Source organism: Methylocapsa acidiphila B2, from assembly GCF_000427445.1.
GTDB lineage: Bacteria > Pseudomonadota > Alphaproteobacteria > Rhizobiales > Beijerinckiaceae > Methylocapsa > Methylocapsa acidiphila.
Genome location: NZ_KE386496.1, coordinates 3,803,124 through 3,823,313, shown reverse-complemented (window position 1 = coordinate 3,823,313; position 20,190 = coordinate 3,803,124). Strand labels below are relative to the sequence as shown.

Genomic DNA, 20,190 nt, shown 5'->3' with positions numbered 1-20,190 from the left:
CGCTTTATATCAAAGGGTTGGAGCATATTCTGATCGGAAAAGTCGATCAGAATATGCTCTATACGGGAATGCGGAAAATCCCCATTCCACTCCCCACAGAAAGACGCCGGCCTGCTCAAAGGTTCGCGGCGCGCAGCTTTCCCCAGATCAGACGAATCAATCGCGCCGGCAATGAACTAAAGAGCAGACTATTTTTGGGCGTGTCCAACGCCGGACAGGCGCGCGGACCGCAACGGAAGCGCAACCCGCGTCAATCGCGTCGGCGCTCATGTCTATTGAATGCAATTTACCGATAAATGACAGGCGCGACCATCCGCGAATGTTCAGGAAGAACCACGGACTTTCAGAGCCCGCCGCTCATTCCGCCGCCGCCCGCGCGTCGGCCTGCGCCGCGAGCCAGCGCTCGGCTTCAAGAGCCGCCATGCAGCCGAGGCCCGCAGCCGTCACGGCCTGACGATAGACCTCATCGGCGACGTCGCCTGCAGCGAAGACGCCAGGCACATTCGTCGCGGTCGAGTTGGGCGCGGTTTTGATGTAGCCATTCGGCTTGACCTCGAGCTGACCGATGAAAAGATCCGAGGCCGGCTTATGACCAATCGCGACGAAGACGCCATGCGTCTGGATCTCGCGCGTGGCTCCCGTCTCAACATGCTTGAGGCGCACATGGGTGACGCCCAAAGGATCGGCGTCGCCGCCGATCTCGTCCACGGCATGGTCCCAAATGACGTCGACATTGGGCCTATTGAGCAAGCGCTCCTGCAGAATGCGCTCGGCCCGGAACGAACTGCGGCGGTGAACCACCGTCACCTTGCTCGCGAGATGGCTCAGATAGAGCGCCTCCTCAACGGCAGAATTGCCTCCCCCGACGACGACGACCGGCTTGCCGCGGTAGAAAAATCCATCGCAGGTCGCGCAGGCGGATACCCCATAGCCCTTGAACTTGGTCTCGGAGGGGATCTCGAGCCATTTCGCCTTGGCGCCGGTCGCGATCACCATTGCGTCGCAGGAATAGGTCGCGCCGCTGTCTCCTTTCAATTCGAAAGGACGCCGTCCGAGATCGACCGACACGATATGGTCGGAGACCATGCGGGCGCCGACATGTTTGGCCTGGGCCTTCATCTGCTCCATCAGCCAGGGGCCTTGGATCGGCGCGGCGAAGCCTGGATAATTCTCGACATCCGTCGTGATCATGAGCTGGCCGCCGGGCTCGAAGCCGGAAATCAAAAGCGGCTCCAACAAAGCCCGCGCTGAGTAAATGGCCGCCGTATAGCCAGCCGGCCCCGACCCGACGATGATCAGCTTTGCATGGCGGTCATTCGCCGCGGACGAACTCGTTGACATGATGGGCCTCTTGCGAATTGAAGCTGCGGCCGGGAAGCGGTTTTCGGATCGAGCCGGGGAGCCGCGCGCGTCGGTCACAGCAATTTTTGCGCCCTCGAGCCCGCGCGTCCGAGGAGATCTTCGGGGGTGTTCCACCAAAGATCTCCGGCGCGGCCGCCGGCTGGGAGACGCCCCAGCCAAAGCACGAGCGCTATCGGTTAGGGAGCGGGTTCCAGGAACATGGCGCCGACGCCCGCCGATACGGCGATTCCGGTTTGGACGCCAATCGAAAGAGGCTGCAAGGTCACGGTGTTTCCACGGCCGCCGACGAGGACATTGGCACCAACTCCTGCGCCAAAGGACGCCCCCGCTCCAACCCCGGCATATTCGCCGGCCAGCGGAAATGGCGTTCCATGAGGAGCGGCGACGGCGACGCCCCAGGCAAAACGGCTCGGTCCGTTGATGCCGAGCGCCAAGCCGAACCGACGAACCGTCCCGACATAGCGCTCAGGCCGACCATGGCGCGGACGAAAGACGCAAGAGAGCGCCCTGCTCGAAGTGATGACGAATCCAATGCCTGGGGATACCCTGCAATCGAGCATTCCGGTACGGACCGCCGCGGTCGCCGGTGCCGTCATGGCTGCGCCGACAAGGGCTGCGCCAAACAGCCACGCGGGCAGCTTCGAGCAAAAAGGCAAGTGCATGAAAATTTACTCCATCGCTATCTGGCTCGGTCCGGAGATCAGCGTCGCGCCGAGTCACCCCTGCGCGGGTTTCGGCAAGAAAGCCGTCCGCCGTGCTAATGCCGCCGAGGCCTAGACTCTAGCAATGACCGCCCTGCTCCGCCAGTTTTCATCTTTCGCCGGCGTCGGCTTCATCGCCACGGCCGTCCACTATTGCGTTTTGATCGGGCTTGTTCAATTCGCCGGGCTTGGGCCCGTCGTGGCCGCCTTGGCCGGCTATAGCGCCGGCGGCGCCGTCTCTTATGGTCTTTCGCGCCGCTGCGTCTTTCACTCCGCGCGGCCCCATGACGAGGCCGCCTGGCGCTTCGCCGTCGTGGTCTCGGTCGGGTTCGGCCTCACCTATCTCCTCATGTCGCTTTTCGTCTCTGTCGCGGGGTTTCCCTATTTGCCCGCACAGGTTGTGACGACCGGCGCGGTCATGCTGTGGAATTTCGCCGCCCATCGCGTCTGGACCTTTGCTGGCCCATCTGCTTCACGATGGCGGTGAGCCGGTGGATCGCTTTGACCCACTCGGAGGCGACGCCCATGACCTATGACGAGTACAACGCCTTCTGCGGCGCGCTGCCGGCGACGAGCCATGTCGTCCAATGGGGCGGATCGCACGTCTGGAAGGTCGGCGGAAAGGTGTTTGCGATTGGCGGCTGGGATGAGGGCGCGCCGCGCTTAACCTTCAAGGTCAGCGACATCGCCTATGAGATGCTGAAGGAACAACCCGGCCTGCGTCCCGCGCCCTATCTCGCCTCGCGCGGCTTGAAGTGGATCCAGCATTTCGAGGAGCCTGGCCTCCCGGACGCGGTGCTGCGCGACTACATCCGCGAGTCGCATTCCATCATTGCGCGAGGGCTCTCGCGGAAGAAGCGCGTGGAGCTCGGATTGGAGATCGCGCAAATCTAAGTACGACGCTTTCGCCGTAACTATCCTGCGCGACGATATTGCAGTTCTGCCCCGTCTGAATTGCGATGAACTTTTGCGGCGCGAGACTCAAATCCGCAGATCGAAAAAAGCGTCGACATCGGGAAATCTTCCCAGCTTGTGTTGGGCTTTGCTCCCAATCAACCACGAGGAAAAGCGGCTATCGTCGCGCCTAGAGCCCGAGTGTGGAGTCTACAAGGTTCGGGTTGGTTGCGGCGCGAAATCGGGAAGAATGCGATGTGCCTCTATTGCTTGGACTCTTTGGCCCCGAACCCGACCCGGCGCACCCGCTCCAGGCGCGAATTGCTGCGTTGCGCCGCTGTTCTTGGAGCTGCGCTGCCCTTCGCCGTCGGCGCCTCGAACAACGCGTCTGGCGCGGAGCAAGGCCTGCCCGCCTCTGAAGACTTCAAGACGAGCGTCAACGATCTGATCGCGCGTGCGAAATCGCCCGAGCTCGTAGCCTACCGCCTCTTCGAAATAGACGGCCCCGATCTACCGTGGAATGATCTCGGCCTCGACGCCGCGAAGGGACAACAGGTTACCTTCCTCCTCACTGGACGCATGTGGATCGCGCGCCAATTCGACCTCTGGTTCTCCCCGGGCCTCGCTTTTCATGCCCGCACGCGCGGCCTACGGCCCATGTTCAATCCGGGAACGGACACGGGCACCATGGCCGTCGCCCATGACGGCCCGCTCGAAATCGCCCGCGCCGCCGCGCAGTTTTCCGATGAGGACGGAACGCTCTGGACTCCCTTGGACGAGTATCGAAAACAGGAGGCGAAAATCGTGGGCGTCGCCCTGCTTTGGAAAGGCGACGCCGCCGCCGGCCTCGCCAGTCTCGCGGCTTATGGCGACGTCGACGGTCTCGTCGCAAGCGAGATCGCCCGGTTGAAGCGAGGCCGAAAGCTGCCAGAGGGTTGGTCGGACTATTTCAGTCTCGGCGGCGGCGCCGAGATATTCTCCCGCGCCGAGAATGGCGAAATCGTCTGCGAGAGCGCCCGTTCAGCGTCGATCATCGAGCGCCCGCTGGCGCTGCCTTTCTCGACGCGCCCCAAGCTCGGCTGGCGCTGGAAGATCGATCAACTGCCTTCTGCCGTCGCCGAGGATCAGGCTCCATTCCACGACTATCTCTCGATCGGCGTGAAATTCGAGGACGGACAGGACCTCACCTATATCTGGAGCGCGGCCCTGCCGACCGGCAAGGTGTTTCGTTGTCCGCTGGCCGGTTGGAATAAAATCGAAACGCATCTGGTCGTCGCAACCGGCGCGGGCGGGCTCGGCGCCTGGGCCGCGTTCGAGCGCGACGTGGCCGCTGATTATGCAGCGCATATCGGCGGGCCGGCTCAAGCGATCAGCCATGTCTGGCTGCTCGCGGTCACGCCCTTCCAGCGGCGTCGCGGCGCGTGTCGCTACGCGGACATCAGGATTGGCGCGGAGGGTGGCCCAAGTGTCGAATTGTAGCGGCGCGCGTCAGCGCGAAGCAGGTCCGACCGCCTTCGCCTTGAGGCGTTTTGGCTGCAACTATGGCGCGAGCGCGAGGCGACGGCCTATGGGTTGCTCATTGGGCGATATTCCATGAGCCCTTCAATTCGCGCCAGCAGCCCGTCGCGGACATTGCGATAAGCTTCGAGAATGCGCTCGCGGCCGCCTTCAACGACGGTCGGATCGAGCGTCGGCCAGTAGACGACCTCCACAGCGAGGCTTCGGGTGAATTCGAGCGCCTTGTGATGCGCCTCGGGCGACAGCGTGACGATGAGATCGAAAAACGAGTCCTCAAGATCCTCGAACATATGCGGTTTGTGCCTGGAGATGTCGATCCCGATCTCCTCCATCGCGGCGATGGCGAAGGCGTCTTTCGTGCCGCGCTTGACGCCGGCCGATGCGAAATAGACCTCGTTTCCAAAAAAATGCTTGCCCAGCGCCTCCGCCATCGGCGAGCGCACGGCGTTCAGCGTGCAGGCGAAGAGCACGGATTGAGGCCGGTCCCTGACGAGGGTCTTCATCTCCGGGCGCCTCAGCATCGCTCGGCCGGTCGGAACGAGCGCGAAAAATGATTGATGCAGTCAAGCCAACGCCGCGACGACGCTCATTCGAGCTACCGGCGGCCGAATGTTTCCGAAGATGCGCCCAACTGATAAAACCCGCGTCACCCCTTCCAATGCAGGGCGGCGACCAGCGTGAAAATTCGCCGCGCCGTGTCGACGTCGAATTCGATCTTTCCCTTGAGCCGCTCCATCAGAAGCTGCGCCGCTTCATTATGGAGGGCGCGACGTCCCATATCGATCGCCTCGATCTGGCTCGGCATGGCGGTGCGGATCGCGGCGTAATAGCTTTCACAAATAAAAAAATAATCCTTCAGCAGGCCCCGCAAGGGCGTTAGCGAAAGAATGTGGACGACGAGCGGCTCGCCGCCCTCGTCATGGATCTCAAGCGCGAGCTTCGCCTCCTGCAAAGCGATTTTCAATCCGTAAGGACCGGAGTCTCTTCCCGGCAAAGCGAAGCAATTTTCCTCGAGCAGATCGTAAATCGCGATTTGGCGTTCGTGCTCCTTGTCGGCCGTGCTGCGGCCGATCGAAGCCTCATCGAGAGTCACCGATACGAGGCGATTGCGGCTATGCGGGTCCGCTCCGCTCATGACGGCCGAGGCGCGAGACGCAAGGCGACGGATCTCGCGTGGGCGTCTAGTCCTTCGGCTTCGCCGAGCGCCACCGCGGCCGGTCCGAGCGCGGCGAGGCTTGCAGCCCCGCATTTCAGGATCGACGTCTTCTTGACGAAATCGAGAACGTTGAGGCCGGAGGAAAACCGGGCCGAGCGGGCAGTCGGCAAGACATGGTTCGAGCCGCCGACATAATCCCCGATCGCCTCGGGCGTGTGCGGGCCAATGAATATGGCGCCCGCGTTGCGGATCTCCTGGCTCAGCTCGTCCGCGTCCGCCGTGACGATCTCGAGATGCTCGGGTGCCAGCTGGTCGGCGAGCGCGATGCTCTCACGCAGCTCCGAGACGATGATGACGGCGCCGAAATCCCGCCAGCTCGCGGCGGCGATCCGCTCGCGCGGGAGCGTCGTCAATTGTCTCTCGACGGCGGCTTCGACCGCGCGGGCGAGATCGGCGTTATCTGTGATCAAGATAGACTGCGCCGCTGCGTCATGCTCGGCCTGGGCGAGAAGATCGGCCGCGATCCATTCGGGATTGGCGCCGGCGTCAGCGATGATCAGAACTTCGGAAGGTCCCGCGATCATGTCTATGCCGACCGTGCCGAACACGCGCCGCTTGGCGGCGGCGACATAGGCGTTGCCCGGACCGACGATCTTGGCGACCGGCGGAATCGTCTGCGTCCCAAAAGCCAGGGCCGCAATCGCCTGGGCGCCGCCGACGCGGTAAATTTCATCGACGCCCGCGAGCTTCGCCGCCGCGAAGACGAGCGGATTGATCTCGCCATCGGGCGCAGGCACCACCATGACGACGCGGGCGACGCCAGCGACCTTGGCCGGAGTTGCGTTCATCAGAACCGAGGAGGGATAGCTAGCCGTGCCGCCCGGAACGTAAAGCCCAACCGACTCTATCGGACGCCAGCGCCAGCCGAGCTCAACGCCGAGCGAATCCGTGAAAAGATGATCCTGGGGGATCTGCCTCTCGTGAAAAGCGACGATCCTTTGATGCGCTAGCTCGAGCGCCGCGACCGCCTGGGGCGGGCACAGCGACACGGCGTCGTCGATCTCCTCCGCTGGGACGCGCAGGCCGAGCGCCGAGAGATCGACGCGGTCGAATTTCTTCGAATAGGAAATCAGAGCCTCGTCGCCCCTCGCGATCACCTCCGCGATGATCGCCTGCACCACGTGATCAACGTCTTCCGAGGCTTCCCTCTTCATGGCGAGAAGAGCCTTGAACGCAACGCTGAAATCCGGGCTTCTCGTATCGAGCCACGAGGGCATAAACCTGTCTCCTTGCGATGAAATCCGGCGCACGCCGCGACCGAGGCCCCGCTTCATGGCCGGCTTGGAGGACCAACCGGAATCGGTCATGAGACAGCGGGTTGCCCCATGTCTGCGAAAAAGTCGATCCTCTTTTTCAAGGACGGCTCCGCCGGACCGTCGCAGCGGGCGTGACTTCGCTCCGCCTGGGCGTCGGCCTCCGACCGCCTCGCGCCCGCTAGCGCTTAGGGCGGTTTTGCATCCAGGCGCTTAAATGGCCAGAGGTCTCTTTGGCCTGAAATCTGCTCCTGAGGCCTGAAACTCAAAGCAGCTTTTCGATTTCCTTCTCGAGATCCTTGGGCGTCGTCGTCGGCGCGAAACGGCCTGCGACTTCGCCTTTCCGATCGACGAGGAATTTGGTGAAATTCCATTTGATCGGCTCGGTGCCAAGGATGCCCTTCGCTTCGCCTTTGAGAAATTTGAAGAGCGGATGCGCGTCCGCGCCGTTAACGTCGACCTTCGCGAACATGGGAAATGTCACGTCATAGGTCAGGGAACAAAACTGAGCGATGGCGGCCGAATCGCCAGGTTCTTGCGCTCCGAACTGATTGCAGGGGAAGCCCAAGACCGAAAAGCCGCGCGCGCCATATTGACGATAAAGCGCTTCAAGCCCCTCATATTGCGGCGTAAAACCGCATTTGCTCGCTGTATTGACGATGAGGAGCACTTGACCGCTGAAATCCGCCAGTGGCTTCTCGCCGCCGCCCAGAAGGTTCGCGGCAAAATCAAAAACAGTGCTCATGCCATTCTCCCCGCTAGGCTCGGCCCCTTCGAGGATCCCGCCCAGCCGATCGCGCCAACCCGGCGAATATAGACCAAAGGTCCCGCCGCAGCTACGTGCGTCGTGCGGAGGCCGAACGCCGCCAGAACGCGAGCAGGAGCGCATGTCATGCGACCCTGCGACGCCCGCTCAAGCCCCAGCGCGCGCGGCGCTCAAGCCGACGGAGAGCGCTTGTGCGAGGGAGCTCACATGGTCACGCACGAGGCCCCGATGGTCGCCTGGCACAATGCTAAGCTCGAATTCCTCGGCCAAGTGACGCCAAAGCCTCCCGGGGTTTTCCGGATAGATGAGAAAGCGCTCGGCCCGTAGAAACGTGATTTTCCCCGGATAGTAGCGAGGCTCATAGCATCGCCACGCGCGCAGAGCGCTTTGGAAGACGTGTCGCACTGGAAGCGGCAAAGGAGCGCCATTGGACTCTTGCTGTTCCGCACGGTCGAACCCGACGCTCTTGTTTAGAGCAGCTCCGCGGAATCGGTCCGCGACCTCCAAGGCGATCTCCCGCATTGACTTTTTCGACAAGGCCGAAAGGCGGTGCTCAGCGAGACGCCGCATAACCGTCAGCTTAGACATCAACGGCCAAAAATTCTTGTGCGGATAGCCGTCCAAAAAAGCGAGAAGCCCGATTTTCTCGCCCGCCCCCGCTAGCCGTTGAGCTATTTCCAAGGCCACCAAGCCGCCAAAGGAATAGCCGGCGAGAAAATATGGCCCCCGCGGCTGAATTTCACGTATCGCCTCGACATAGACCTGCCCCATTTCCTCGACCGTGTCGCAAGGCTCACTCTCGCCGTCGAGCCCGCGCGCCTGGATCGCATAGACCGCGTGGGGCGAGTCTATGAGCTTTCCAAGCTGGGTGAGCTCCATGACGTTGCCGCCTAGCCCATGCGCGATGAACAACGGGGCGCCATCGTTTCCTTCCTTCAAGAGGACGAGAGGCGAAAATTTCGGCGCGGCGGCGCTGCTCACCACGGCGACCAACTTCGCCACGGTGGGCGCTTCGTAGATTGTGGTGATCGGCAGGCTCCGCCCGGTCTCCCGCTCGATGTCGAGAAACAGGCGCGTCAGGATCAAAGAATCGCCGCCAAGATCAAAAAAATCATCGTCGGGAGAAATAGGCGAACGTTGCAGCAACCTCTGCCAAATCTCAATCAGCTTATCCGCGATGAGATTATTGTGAAGTCGCGTCGCGTCTTCGATCGTATTCACCGTCTGATCTCCTTCAAAACGGCGCCAAATGGAAAATACCTAAACCACGCCGCCCGCGCTCGGCGGCCACTCGTTGCGAAAGCTGAGGCCGCTATGTTTCAACGGCGCGGCGTGAATCTCGATTTGCAATATTTCGTCGCGCCAATCGGTTCGACCCGAAGCCGTATCGCACGCTCTTCAACGAGGTCAGCGTTCACGGGGAACCGGTGTTCTAGGCGTCGGCGGGTCGGCGATGCGAACGCCAGGACTGCGCCCGCATGTCCAATGGCGCATTCGCAGGAAAAGACAGATCCGCTTTGAATAATCATTTATGCTAATCAAAAAAATACATTCATCAGCCCTGCGGGGACAAGTTTATACGCGCAGATAATCTTCATGAAGAATAACATAAACAACATTATCTTAACAAGGATGACGTGATCCTAATGAGTGGAAATATCGGCGTCATAACTTGTCCTGACAGGCGAAGGGAGGCCGCCGAAAGCCCGGCCTGAGCGAACCGAGCTGTTTCCGCTGAAACCTACAGGTCTCGGTCTGCGCAAAACGCCCCTAGCTGCTTCCCGAGTCCGGCAATATTCATGGATGCCGGAGACCGCAATCAAATAGAATATAATTGAGCGCATGTCCGGGTTGATCAGGACGTCTTCGGACACCCCATAAAATGCGACGCCGAGGCAAGCCGTGAGCGCAGCAATTCCAATTGCGCCATTGCCCGCCTTGAGATTGCGCACGCCTGTAACGAGCACGCCAAAAAACACGTAGAGAAAGGCCGCGCAACCAATATAGCCCACGTTCAATAGAAGCTCGAGAATGCCGTTATGCGATTCCGGCATCATCCATCCGAGCGCGTTCCAGACGTCGACAGCGAGGGGGTTTTCAGACTGCCAGAAGGCGCGAAATCCCCATCCGAGCCACGGCCGCTCGCGAATAAACTCGATCACATAGACCCAAAGATCCGTCCGTCCGGTCAGCGTCGCATCCTTGCCGATCAATCCAAACAACACGTCAGGCGCAACAGCGGCCAGAACGATTGTTCCGCCCAACGGAATCAAGCCCAGGAAAGCAACAATTCGGGTGACGCCGCGCTTGGCGCCCAACAAATATAACCCCAGAACATAAAAATATATCAGTCCTTGAACAATTGCCGTTCCCGACGTCGAAAGAAAATCACAAAATAGAAAAAAAGCCGCAGCCAAAATATATAATCTTTTCCTCTGATCATACCTTATATAGAGATAAGACGCCGCCAATACGCCTGCAGCCATTGCTGCGCCAAAAACATTTTTATGGGAGTATACGCCTTGCAGCGCGTGCGTGCCGGGCATGAGAACATATTGCTTCCAGGCGATTCGCCCCGCGAATGAAATGAGCGCGACAATCAAAAGCTGGCTGACAATAATTTGAAACACGCGGTCCGCGCCGAATTGTTCAACGAAATAGATCAGTAAAAAAATTGATCCTACAAATGTCAGCGCTCTCTTCAAACTAAAGGTCGGCGCGACCGACCACAAAATAGACCCGAGCGCGATGATACAGATCAATAATAATCCATGATATTTCACCCAGCTGATTTTGCGTCTGACGATCGACGCGCCAAGCAACACAAACCCCGACAGAGCGATGAGCAAATTGAGCCCGGAAGCCAACCAATTTGATTCGCTGAAGACTTCGGGGTCTCCGAGGCTACGCGACTCGAAAAACATTTGATTGATCGGAATGTCCAGACCTGTCCAAACCGCGCAGACAATATAGAGTAATAGTTGGATCGCGAGGCCATGTCGTTTGCTCGGCGCCGCGATCGGACTTGGCCTGACGGCGCCTCCAATCGGCAATCTGCGCATGCCAGAAACAGTGATCATTTGGCGTAGAGCTTTTCAATTGTCGAGACGGGCGAGACTGACTTGCCATGCCCTTCGGCCGATCTTGCGGCGAAAAAATGCGGCCCCCAAGCTCTATATCATGCAGGCAGGCCTGGCGCGCCAACCGCCGACGCGATCTTTTGGTCGCGTCCATCAATTTAAGTCGAAGCGGACGAGACCTGTCTTCTGCAAAATAATGCGGCCGATAAAGCCCGGGATCACCTTGCGATAGCGCGGCCACAGCCGACGCGGCTCGGTGACGAGCCGGAAAAGCCATTCTAGCCCCGAGCGCTGGACGAAGAGCGGAGCTTGGGGCTTCGCGCCCGAGTGAAAGTCGAAGGCTGCGCCAATGCCGATGAGCGCCGGAGCGTTGAGCCGATCGCGCATTCTCGCCATCCACTGCTCTTGTTTTGGCGTGCTGAGGCCGACCCAGATGAAATGAGGATCAGCGGCGTTGATCCGCGCGGCGACCTCGTCTTCTTCTTCGACGGACAGGGGACGGAACGGCGGGCAATAGCTCCCGCAGACTTCAAGGCCTGGAAAACTGCGCTGCAGTATTTCGCCGAGCTTCTCCGCCACCCCCTCGCCGCCGCCGTAAAAGAAATGCTTGTACCCCCGGCCAATGGAATGTTCGCAAACGGCCATCAACAAGTCGGGGCCGTAAACGCGGTTGACCGAGGCACCGAACTCTGCCCGACACAGCCAAACTAAAGGCATGCCGTCGGGAGTCACCATCCCGGCTTTGTTGAGGATGTCGCGCTGTCCCGCTCTCCACTGGCCCTGCATGATCGAATGCACGTCGGCGACGCAAACATAGTGGCGCGCGCCCGACGCAATCCACCGATCGAATGTCCCCAGCGCGCTCCCCATGTTCAAAGCGCTGACCCCGACGCCGAGTATGTTGGCGCGGTGCGGCCAAGCCTCCGCGTTGACTGCCGTCGACAGCGGCGCGCCGCCGCTCGAGGCGATTGATTCGATGTGCATGAAAGCTCTACGCCTTCTACTGGCTGCCAGCGTTGTTAGTCCACAACGCAGGTCGATTAAATTGAGGCCCGTGATATTGGGCGTGCATTGAATAAATTAACCAAAACGCGCATCGTCCACGAATTACGGATCGGGGATGCTAATAGCGTCAACATATCTCAATAGCCGCTTGCATACAAGGATCCCGGCGGCCCAGGACCTAGGCCGCGGTCTGGGCCGGGCGGGCAAACGGCATTGACAAGGCGACGCTTGCCGCTGTGAAATCTGATATAATGCGAATAACGCCAATGATCACGATACTACGGTCGATAGGAACCATAGTGACCACGCAACGAATTCAGATGAATCCCTCGGAAACGGCGATCCATCCCAAAAGCAGGCGCGAGCTGCGGCCTGGCGGATGCGCCTCCGGGCGTTCCGCGGCGCGATGGTCGCTGCGGCGGCATGCGTCTAGCGATGGCGCCGCAGCATGAAAATTCTCATGTCTTGTTACGAATGCTCGCCGGTGCGCGGCTCCGAAAGTGGCGTCGGCTGGAACTGGGTTCGCGAAACTCGGCGGCTCGGACATGAGGTCTGGGCTCTCGCCGCCCCTACCTATGCTGACGAAATCATGCAAGGCTGCCGCAGCGATCAGCTTGCGGCCAGCGTCAACTGGATCTTTCCTCAAAGCCCGTTCTGGCGGCTCGAGCCCGGCGAGAAGCCGAAAGCCGAACGGCGCCACAACCTCCTTTGGCAGATCGCGGCGTTGAAAGCCGCGCGCGATCTGCATCAGTCCGTGCAGTTCGACGCCATTCATCACGTCACTTGGGGTGGCATCCGCTATCCATCCTTTCTCGGCCGACTGGACGCGCCCTTCATTCTGGGTCCTGTCGGCGGCGGAGAAACCTCACCGCCTCAGTTGCGCGACAGTTTCACGCGTCGCAACCTGTGGACTGAGCGCTTGCGCGACGTCTCCAATCGCACCTTGGCCTTCAATCCGCTTGTGCGCCGCATGTTGGAGGAGGCCGCAGTCATCGTGGCGAAAACTGAGGAGACGCGCGAGCTCGTCCCGTCGCGGATGCGCAGCAAGACCGCGGTTTTCCTCGAGCTCGGCGTTTCGCCGGATCGTATCGAGTCGCCGCGCACATTCAACCAACGCCCCCCACGACTCTTGTTCGTCGGGCGCTTATTGTATTGGAAGGGCGCTCACCTCGCGCTCGCCGCTCTCGGCGCATTGCGCGAAACCTCGCCGCTTGCGCGCTTGACCATCGTCGGCCGGGGGCCAGAGGAGCCAGCGCTCCGCGCGCAAGCCGAACGAAGCGGCCTTGCCGACGCGACCGACTTCGTTCCATGGATGCCTCAGGCGGAGCTCTTCGAGCTCTATCGAGAGCATGACCTCTTTGTCTTTCCGAGCCTGCACGACAGTAGCGGCAATGTCGTGCTCGAAGCGCTGTGCCATGGGCTTCCTGTCGTCTGCCTCGACCTCGGCGGGCCGAAGGAAATTGTGACGGAAACAAGCGGCGTCGTGGTCGCAACGACGGGCCTCGGGACGGACGAAACCGCTCGGGCGCTCGCCGCTGCAATCTCCAATGTGTTGGCCGAGCCCGCGACTCTGCAGGCGCTATCGCTCGGCGCCCTGGCGCGAGCGCGTGCGTTTTCTTGGCCCGATCGCGTCGCGCGCTTCTTCGAGATGGTCTCGCCTTTTCTTGACGAGGCGCGCCGCGCAAAAGGCTCGTCAAACCTGATTCGCTTGAATTCCCTCTAACCAGCGACGCTCTTCGCAACTTCGCTCTTATGAGCCAGCGCGCGGCGGTAGACGGCGACGATCCGTTCGGGGTAGTCGGCTATGTTGTAACCGCGCAAGAAGGCCTCGCGCGCGCCGCGCCCGAGACGGCGGCGCAGTTCCAGATCCGTGATCGCTGCGGCGAGCGCCGCCGCCAATCCCTCGACGTCGCCCGGCGTGACCACGAGCGCTGACGCGCCATCCTCCACCACTTCGGCCAAGGCGCCTGCCGGCGTGCAGACCACGCAAAGGCCGAAGGCCATTCCCTCCAACACCGACATGGCCATGCCTTCCGCATAAGACGGAAGGACGAGGATGTCCGCCTCCGCGAGCAGCGACTGCGTCTTCGCTCGATCGACCCATCCCGGAAATTCTATGCGCTGCCCGAGGCCCGCGCCGGCGGCCTGCGCGGCGAACTTATCCTCCTCGGCTCCTCCGCCAGCGAGCACCGCACGCCAATCCAGCGCGCGCAGCTGCGGGCGGGCAAGCGCCTCGATCAGATCATGAACGCCTTTGCGTCGGCACAAATAGCCCAGAAACAAAATACGCGGCTGCGCCGAATTCCTCGGCGGCGAGACAGCGGACGGAGCTGGCACTCCATTGGCTACGATTTCGACGCGCTCGGCGGGAACGAGAAGGAGATCCGTCGTCGCAACCTTGGCCGCCTCGCCCAGCACGATGACTTTCGTCGCGCTGAGAAACATCGCGCGCACGACCGCGCGCGCCCAGGGCGGCAACCGCAAATAAAAGCCGCCGTAGTCGGGATCATGGAGATGGATGATCATATCCAGCCCCAACAATCGCCCGAAGCGCATGATAATGATCTTGCGAAGCGTGCTTCCGCCATTCGCCAAATGAATATGAAGGAGTGGGCGGCGGGGCGCGTACAGAAGGATGCGCACGAGGCACGCCGTCATGAAAAACGGCCAAGCGAGAACAGTTTTCGGTCCTCGGGTGTCGATGACCGTCATCGGAGGCAGCTTTTTATCCCGCCATGCGCCAACCACATAGCCGACGAGCCGGCCGATGCCTCCGCCGTTCTCGAGACCGCCGGGCGTCAACATCAACACAGGGCGATCGTCGATCTCTTGCTCAATCAAATTCATTTGAACGTGTCCGCCATCCGCGCGCAAGCTCGAGCCCATGACGCAACTCAAGCAACCGGAAAGAAAGGAATTCGGCGCTCGCCGCGCGACGGAGGCTGCACGCCGACATCAAGAGAGCGAGTGAAGCGGCGGGGCCCACATCACGCCTCCGGCCCTAGCCTACAATATGCCAGGGTCTCAATAGGCTCGGCTACGAACGACTTCAAAAAAGGTTTTGATGATAATGTAGATATCGAGCCCGAACGACCAGTTTTCTATATACCAAAGATCATGCGCGACGCGACCCGACATCTGCTCGAAGCGACTGGTCTCGCCTCGAAGGCCGTTGACCTGCGCCCAGCCGGTGATTCCTGGAACGGCGTGAAAACGGCACCCATATGTCGAGATCTTGTTTCTGAACTCGTCATCCAGCGCCAGCGGATGCGGCCGCGGCCCAACCAGCGACATGTCTCCCTTGAGGACATTGAACAGCTGCGGCAGTTCGTCGATGCTCGACTGGCGAAGCAAAAGGCCAATGCGCGTCACGCGGCTGTCGCCGCGCCGAACTTGCCTAAAATTGGCGCCCTCTTCCATCACCGTCATGGTGCGAAACTTAAAAATGACGAATGGAACTCCATTGAGTCCGTTTCGCCGCTGACGAAAGATGACCGGACCAGGGCTGTCGAGCTTGATGGCGATCGCGGCGATGATGAGGATCGGCGCCGAGACCAGAATGGCCAGACACCCCAGCACGACGTCGAGCATGCGCTTGGCCTTACTCTCCACAACCGACGATGGCGGAACGCGCCCCTCGAGCGTGAGAGACCTAGCCGTTGTCGAGGCCGCGCGATGATGCGCGGATTGAATAGACGGGCTGTGGAAAAATCGCATTGCTGAAATACCTGAGCAAAATGCCTGCATATGTCCGATCGGCAATTCTGATCGGAAGAATGGAGGGCAGAATGCGGAGAGCAGGCCGATTCAGCAAGAGGTAGGGCGGCGTATGGTGCGCTGCGTATATGTCGCCTTCCACTCCGCCAAAAGGATGATGCGGACCTTGCCGCGCGGCGTTTCCAGCGCGCTATCCGCGCGGTCGTTCAGCAATTTCGATACGCAACATCAATCCAACATTGGATGAGCAATCAACATAACGGACTGACCACAGGGATCTCGCTTGTGACCATTAAGCTCAAGCCATTACCGTCACTAATTTTTCGTTCGGCGCGTCAACACGCGCCTTTCATGCTTAGCCGATTATCGGTTCACCAAGCGACCGCTATCAAGCGCGGGTAGGAAGAAAATCCGCAGCGGCGCCGAAGAGCCGCGCGCCAGCGCCGCTTGCGAGCGCGACCGGCCTCTCAAAACAGGCTGCCTTGCGCCGTTGAGCGAGGGACCGGCTCGGCCGCGATGGGCTTTTGCACGTCGGGCGAGTCATTGGCGACCTTGTTCACCACGGGGCCAATCTCGAAAAATTCGAGGACGTCGTTCTCGGGCGGCCGCAGGAGCACAAAGGCAGCATCGGCCGCCGATTCATCCGCGTCGAGCCAAAGTTCGAAATTCCCAGGCTCGAGAACAGCCGGCAGTCGATCATGGATTGCCGAGCTCGCGCCATTAGCGGCGGTCGTGATGATGCAGGCTGTGTCCTGTTCCTCGCCATTGGGTCCCGCCCAGGTTTCCCACAACCCAGCGAAACCCAGCGGCGCGCCGTCGCGGCGACGAAAAAGATAGGGTCTGCCCGTCTGTCCTTTGGCCGCGGGCGCGCGGCGCCATTCGTAGAAGGCGTCGGCGATGAAAAGACAGCGCCGGCGCTTGAAGGCCGCCTTGAAGCTCGACTTCACGAGCAGCGTTTCCGCTCGCGCATTGAAGATCAGGGGAAACGCCTTCGGGTCCTTGACGAAATGCGGCAGGAATCCCCACCGAACGAGCATGAAATGGCGCATGGCGCGGCCGTCGGCGTCGCGTCGCCCGATCACAATCGGCACGGGCTCTGTTGGCGCAATGTTATAGCGCGGCGGAAAATTCGGCTGCTCGGCATAGTGGAAAAATTGCCTCATCGCTTCCGGCGGCAAGGTGATTGCGTAACGCCCGCACATGATCCAGCTCCAGGAGCGATGGTACAGGGAGAGCCCCCTCGGCCACGACGGTTCATAGCTGGTCCTAGTCGAAAAACCGGATCAACTTCGTCCCCGACTTGCTCTAAGACACCGTGAGAATTCTCGAACGCCCTCACGGTAAGGAGGCCTACGTGGCCCTCTCGAACCCCGCGGGGGCGTCAGCTCGGGCGCTGGCTTCATTCTTCGAGACGCCATTTCGCACCAATGGCTCCTCAGGATAAGGCAAGCGGCGTTTTCGAACATTCACTCAGAAAGGAGCCGATGCAGACCTTCTTCGTCGAAATCAAATGCGCGCTCGGCCGCACCTATGAAGTCGCCAACGCCTTGGCTCAGGCCGAGATCGCGTCCGAAATCTATTCGATCGCCGGCCATTACGACATTCTCGCCAAATTTTACGTCGGCAAGAGCGTCGATATCGGCCATTTCGTCGGCGAGCGGGTTCATGTGATCCCGGGCGTCGTCGACACGCGCACGATCATCGCCTTCAAAGCGTTTTGAAATCAGGCTCCTGCTTTCGGCGCAAAGTGTCAGGCGTCGGGTCCCGTGAGCAGCGCCCGAAATTGTTCGAGGCAGGCGTCGCGCTCGAAGATGTCCGCCAGCTTGCGACCGTCTCCCAGGGCCGGATGCGCGCCTTCACCCAAGAGGCGGCTGATTTCGGCGGCAACCGCCGCCGCATCGCCAGCTGGAACAAGAATCGCCGTTCCCTTCAAGACTTCGAAAAGCTCGGTTCCGGCGTCGGCCGTAGCAAGGACCGGCTTGCCGCTCGCGAGCATGCCGCCGAGCTTCGACGGCAGCACCAAGTCGGCCGCACCTCGGCTTTGCGGCAGAATATGCAGATTGGCGAGGTTGAGCAGTTCGCATAGCCGCACCTCGGGCTGCAGCGGGAGAAAATGGACGTTTGGAAGATCTCCGCTCTCGCGCATGAGCCGTTGCTTTTCCGGCCCGTCTCCCGCAATGACAAAATGCAGACGGGGCTTGCCGGCCAGACGCCGCGCCGCGTCGAGGACGACTTCTAGCGCCTGTTTCGCGCCGACATTGCCGGCATAAAGGACCACGAAATCCGCATCAGTCAGATTCAGTTCGCTGCGAAAGCCGTTTGGCTCATCGAGCGGCTTGATCTTGGCGAGATCGACCCAATTCCGCACGACGCCGATGCGCTGCGGTTCAACGCCCTTGGCGATGAGCTTCTTGCGCATCTGTCCCGAGATCGTGATGACGCTCGCGAATTGTCGAAGCAACCAGGACTCGGCTTTCATGACAAGGTTTTGCAGGCCCTGCCCCTTGAGATGGCCAACGGCGAAGGCGGCGTCGATCTCGAGATCCTGAACATGGAGAACGAGGCGAGCGCCGAAAAGCTTGGCGAGAAGCCCGATCGGGGCGCCAAACAAGGTGGGCTCGACACAGAGAACCAGATTTGGCCGCGACGCGACGATGCGCCAAAGGACCGCCGGAGCCGAGAAGACGGCGAAGCTCAACGGCGCGATGACGCGCCAGAGGCCGCGCATCTCGGACCGCAGCAGAATCGGACAGCGCCAAATGGAGACGCCGTCGCGAATCTCGCGCGCGTATCGCAAGGCTTTATAAGGTTCCGGGACGCGCCAACCTGGATAATGCGGCGGCGCGGTGACGACGATCACCTCATGGCCATGCGCGGCGAGATCGGCCCCGATCTCGCCAGTGAACCGGCCGACGCCGATCATTTCGGGCGAATAATTAATGCCGTAAATCAAGATTTTGCGCTTGGTTTCGCTCGGGGCGGAAGGATGCGGCATGAATATCCTAGAAGCTCACGAGGGAAGGAAGTCGAGGCCGATCATTGGCCAAATGATTATTGCATTACAATAACAGCCGTCACAAGCGGGCGGCGGGCGAGCCGCCCGCTTGCGCGGCCGAGACGCTTCGGGCAGGAGGAATTGGCGCGAGAAAACCAAGTCCCGACCGCAGCGACGGCTGCTTCGCCGCCAACCTCTTGAACAGGAATGGCAATAACGGATGCCAGAGCGTCGCTTTCCGAAAAAGCGACGCTTCGGATCCTTGAGTCGGAGCGCCATTGCCCGCCGTCACGCGCCCTAGTTTAAAGTAGAAACGGAGTTGTAGCCGCGATTAGGGCCGGACTGTCGTCACTGTGGTGATGCCCTGTGAGATCGTCGTCGACGTCGACGAAGCCGTTGGCGTCACAAGCGTCTTGCCCTGGAGCGCCGCGCGCGCGGTGGCGCTCTCGGTCACGGAACTCGCCGTCAGGCCCGCTGTCGAGGCGACGAGGTTGGCGTACTCCAGAACCTTCTGGCTTTCGATCGAACCGGCATTGGCCGCGTAGATAATGTCCTGATTGCGCATCTGCATCCGGGTGGCCAGGAAATAGCCCGCGGGGTCGCGGAAATTCACCCAGAAGATGACCGGGACGAGATCTTCCCTGAACCGCGCCACATCGGCGCCGAGCAGCGCCGCAACCTCGCGCGGCTCCCGGCGATAGAGGAAGACCGCACCGGCGTCGGCGCGCGCGTCCTGCAGGCCGCCAGCCTTGGCGACCGCCTCGGCGAGATTGATTCGCCAGGCGTCGAAAGTGAATTCCGCCTGAGAGCCGAGGACGTCGACCGACCCCGTCGCGCCAAAGGCGATGAATTTCTGCTGCTCGCGATAGACGTAAATGCGGTCGCCGGGCTGGATGTAAATATTATTGGACGGGTTCATCACCAGATTTTCAAAGGGCACGGTCGCGCGGCGATTGTCGCGCTCCAGCATGACCCATGTCTCATAGCCCTGCCCCCTGATGCCGCCCGCGCGGGTGAGAGCGTCAAGAATGCGGTCTCCGGCGCCCGTCGCCGGAACCGCGAAACGAAGCGGCGTATTCACTTCGCCGACCACGCTGATGAGCGAGGTCCGCTGCTGCGACAATGTCACGACGGCTTGCGGCTCGATGGCGCGGTTCTTAATTTTCTCGACGATTTCATTCTGGACCTGAACATTGTCTCGGCCCGCTGCCCTGATCGTGCCGGCGAAGGGAATCGTGATATTGCCATTATTGTCGATGGGCTGGTCCGGGAGCGCCACGTAATTGCCGGGGCGGACGCCGGCTTCGAGCGGAATGAACAAGCCTCCGGCAGCGGCCTCGAAAATCGTGACGGAGATAATGTCGCCGATGCCGAACTTGATGTTGGAGGCTGGCTTGCGGTCGGTGAACGCGCCAGCGAGACCTTTCGGCTCATAGGCTGCGAGAATGTCGACCGCCTCGGGCGTGAGCCTGATCAGGGCGTAGGGAAGAAGCGCAGAGGAGCCGCTTTGGATGTCGGGCGTGACGGGGCCATTGACGGGGAAATAGGAGCAGCCGCCGACATTGAGAAGCGCGGCGCTGAAGACAAAGGCCCAGGCCGATCGAAAACTCAACATGAATGCAACCCTCCACTGCCGTCCCGCACAGATAACGCGCCTCGGCGAGAAGGGCTAGCCGATCCATT

At 60.8% G+C, this 20,190-nt stretch carries 19 protein-coding genes; 5 read left to right on the top strand and 14 right to left on the bottom strand.

What is annotated here, in order from left to right:
• Window positions 1-357 precede the first annotated feature (357 nt).
• Both trxB and METAC_RS24830 read right to left on the bottom strand, forming a co-directional pair.
• Complete coding sequence (trxB, locus tag METAC_RS0121060; RefSeq protein ID WP_026608537.1) at window positions 358-1,341, bottom strand: thioredoxin-disulfide reductase; 984 nt, start codon at window positions 1,339-1,341, stop codon at window positions 358-360.
• A 197-nt stretch (window positions 1,342-1,538) separates the two neighbouring features.
• A complete protein-coding gene (locus METAC_RS24830; RefSeq protein WP_036255769.1) occupies window positions 1,539-2,024 on the bottom strand; it encodes a DUF992 domain-containing protein in 486 nt (161 codons plus the stop codon).
• Between the two features lie 124 nt (window positions 2,025-2,148).
• Here METAC_RS24830 and METAC_RS0121045 point away from each other — a divergent pair, with 124 nt between their 5' ends.
• The 3 genes from METAC_RS0121045 (at window position 2,149) to METAC_RS24825 (ending at window position 4,436) form a co-directional block, all read left to right on the top strand.
• Window positions 2,149-2,550, top strand: a complete 402-nt coding sequence (locus METAC_RS0121045) for a GtrA family protein (RefSeq protein ID WP_026608536.1) — start codon at window positions 2,149-2,151, stop codon at window positions 2,548-2,550.
• A 38-nt stretch (window positions 2,551-2,588) separates the two neighbouring features.
• Window positions 2,589-2,957, top strand: a complete 369-nt coding sequence (locus METAC_RS0121040; RefSeq protein ID WP_026608535.1) for an MmcQ/YjbR family DNA-binding protein — start codon at window positions 2,589-2,591, stop codon at window positions 2,955-2,957.
• Window positions 2,958-3,212: 255 nt separating this feature from the next.
• Complete coding sequence (locus tag METAC_RS24825) at window positions 3,213-4,436, top strand: DUF3047 domain-containing protein (protein ID WP_036256944.1); 1,224 nt, start codon at window positions 3,213-3,215, stop codon at window positions 4,434-4,436.
• 86 nt (window positions 4,437-4,522) lie between these two features.
• On the opposite strand, the gene METAC_RS0121030 is transcribed toward METAC_RS24825, so the two are convergent.
• The 7 genes from METAC_RS0121030 to METAC_RS0120990 form a co-directional block, all read right to left on the bottom strand.
• Window positions 4,523-4,978, bottom strand: coding sequence for an arsenate-mycothiol transferase ArsC (locus METAC_RS0121030; RefSeq protein ID WP_026608534.1), 456 nt, complete (start codon window positions 4,976-4,978; stop codon window positions 4,523-4,525).
• 143 nt (window positions 4,979-5,121) lie between these two features.
• Window positions 5,122-5,610: a UPF0262 family protein gene (locus tag METAC_RS0121025; RefSeq protein WP_026608533.1), complete on the bottom strand. Its 489-nt coding sequence runs from the start codon at window positions 5,608-5,610 to the stop codon at window positions 5,122-5,124.
• On the bottom strand, window positions 5,607-6,908 hold the full coding sequence (gene hisD, locus METAC_RS0121020; RefSeq protein ID WP_026608532.1) for a histidinol dehydrogenase: 1,302 nt from the start codon (window positions 6,906-6,908) through the stop codon (window positions 5,607-5,609). The genes METAC_RS0121025 and hisD overlap by 4 nt, the downstream gene beginning before the upstream one ends.
• Window positions 6,909-7,209: 301 nt before the next feature.
• Window positions 7,210-7,689 carry a glutathione peroxidase gene (locus tag METAC_RS0121015; protein ID WP_026608531.1) on the bottom strand — a complete coding sequence of 160 codons (480 nt, stop codon included), beginning with the start codon at window positions 7,687-7,689 and terminating at the stop codon, window positions 7,210-7,212.
• Between the two features lie 168 nt (window positions 7,690-7,857).
• Window positions 7,858-8,931 carry a thioesterase domain-containing protein gene (locus METAC_RS0121010; RefSeq protein ID WP_026608530.1) on the bottom strand — a complete coding sequence of 358 codons (1,074 nt, stop codon included), beginning with the start codon at window positions 8,929-8,931 and terminating at the stop codon, window positions 7,858-7,860.
• Window positions 8,932-9,353: 422 nt separating this feature from the next.
• A complete protein-coding gene (locus METAC_RS0120995; RefSeq protein WP_026608529.1) occupies window positions 9,354-10,790 on the bottom strand; it encodes an O-antigen ligase family protein in 1,437 nt (478 codons plus the stop codon).
• A gap of 153 nt (window positions 10,791-10,943) precedes the next feature.
• Entirely contained in the window at window positions 10,944-11,774 is an 831-nt protein-coding gene (locus METAC_RS0120990) for a WecB/TagA/CpsF family glycosyltransferase (protein WP_026608528.1), read from the bottom strand.
• A gap of 469 nt (window positions 11,775-12,243) precedes the next feature.
• Between METAC_RS0120990 and METAC_RS0120985 the strand changes: the two genes are divergently transcribed.
• Window positions 12,244-13,518 (top strand): glycosyltransferase family 4 protein, encoded by a 1,275-nt coding sequence (locus METAC_RS0120985; RefSeq protein ID WP_026608527.1) that lies wholly within the window; start codon window positions 12,244-12,246, stop codon window positions 13,516-13,518.
• On the opposite strand, the gene METAC_RS0120980 is transcribed toward METAC_RS0120985, so the two are convergent.
• From METAC_RS0120980 to METAC_RS0120960, 3 genes are all read right to left on the bottom strand, one after another.
• On the bottom strand, window positions 13,515-14,642 hold the full coding sequence (locus METAC_RS0120980; RefSeq protein WP_198017259.1) for a glycosyltransferase family 4 protein: 1,128 nt from the start codon (window positions 14,640-14,642) through the stop codon (window positions 13,515-13,517). The two genes, METAC_RS0120985 and METAC_RS0120980, sit on opposite strands and share 4 nt — an antisense overlap.
• A 177-nt stretch (window positions 14,643-14,819) precedes the next feature.
• Entirely contained in the window at window positions 14,820-15,512 is a 693-nt protein-coding gene (locus METAC_RS24820) for an exopolysaccharide biosynthesis polyprenyl glycosylphosphotransferase (protein WP_051335744.1), read from the bottom strand.
• A gap of 467 nt (window positions 15,513-15,979) precedes the next feature.
• Complete coding sequence (locus METAC_RS0120960) at window positions 15,980-16,714, bottom strand: SOS response-associated peptidase (RefSeq protein WP_026608525.1); 735 nt, start codon at window positions 16,712-16,714, stop codon at window positions 15,980-15,982.
• Between the two features lie 282 nt (window positions 16,715-16,996).
• Between METAC_RS0120960 and METAC_RS0120955 the strand changes: the two genes are divergently transcribed.
• Window positions 16,997-17,233, top strand: coding sequence for an Lrp/AsnC family transcriptional regulator (locus METAC_RS0120955; RefSeq protein ID WP_026608524.1), 237 nt, complete (start codon window positions 16,997-16,999; stop codon window positions 17,231-17,233).
• A 29-nt stretch (window positions 17,234-17,262) separates the two neighbouring features.
• Here the strand turns inward: METAC_RS0120955 and METAC_RS24815 are convergent, their stop codons facing one another.
• Window positions 17,263-18,507, bottom strand: coding sequence for a WcaI family glycosyltransferase (locus METAC_RS24815; protein ID WP_051335743.1), 1,245 nt, complete (start codon window positions 18,505-18,507; stop codon window positions 17,263-17,265).
• Window positions 18,508-18,838: 331 nt separating this feature from the next.
• The gene (locus tag METAC_RS24810; RefSeq protein WP_084143852.1) at window positions 18,839-20,122 is read right to left on the bottom strand and encodes a polysaccharide biosynthesis/export family protein; all 1,284 of its coding nucleotides are present in this window, start codon (window positions 20,120-20,122) and stop codon (window positions 18,839-18,841) included.
• Between the last annotated feature and the right edge of the window lie 68 nt (window positions 20,123-20,190).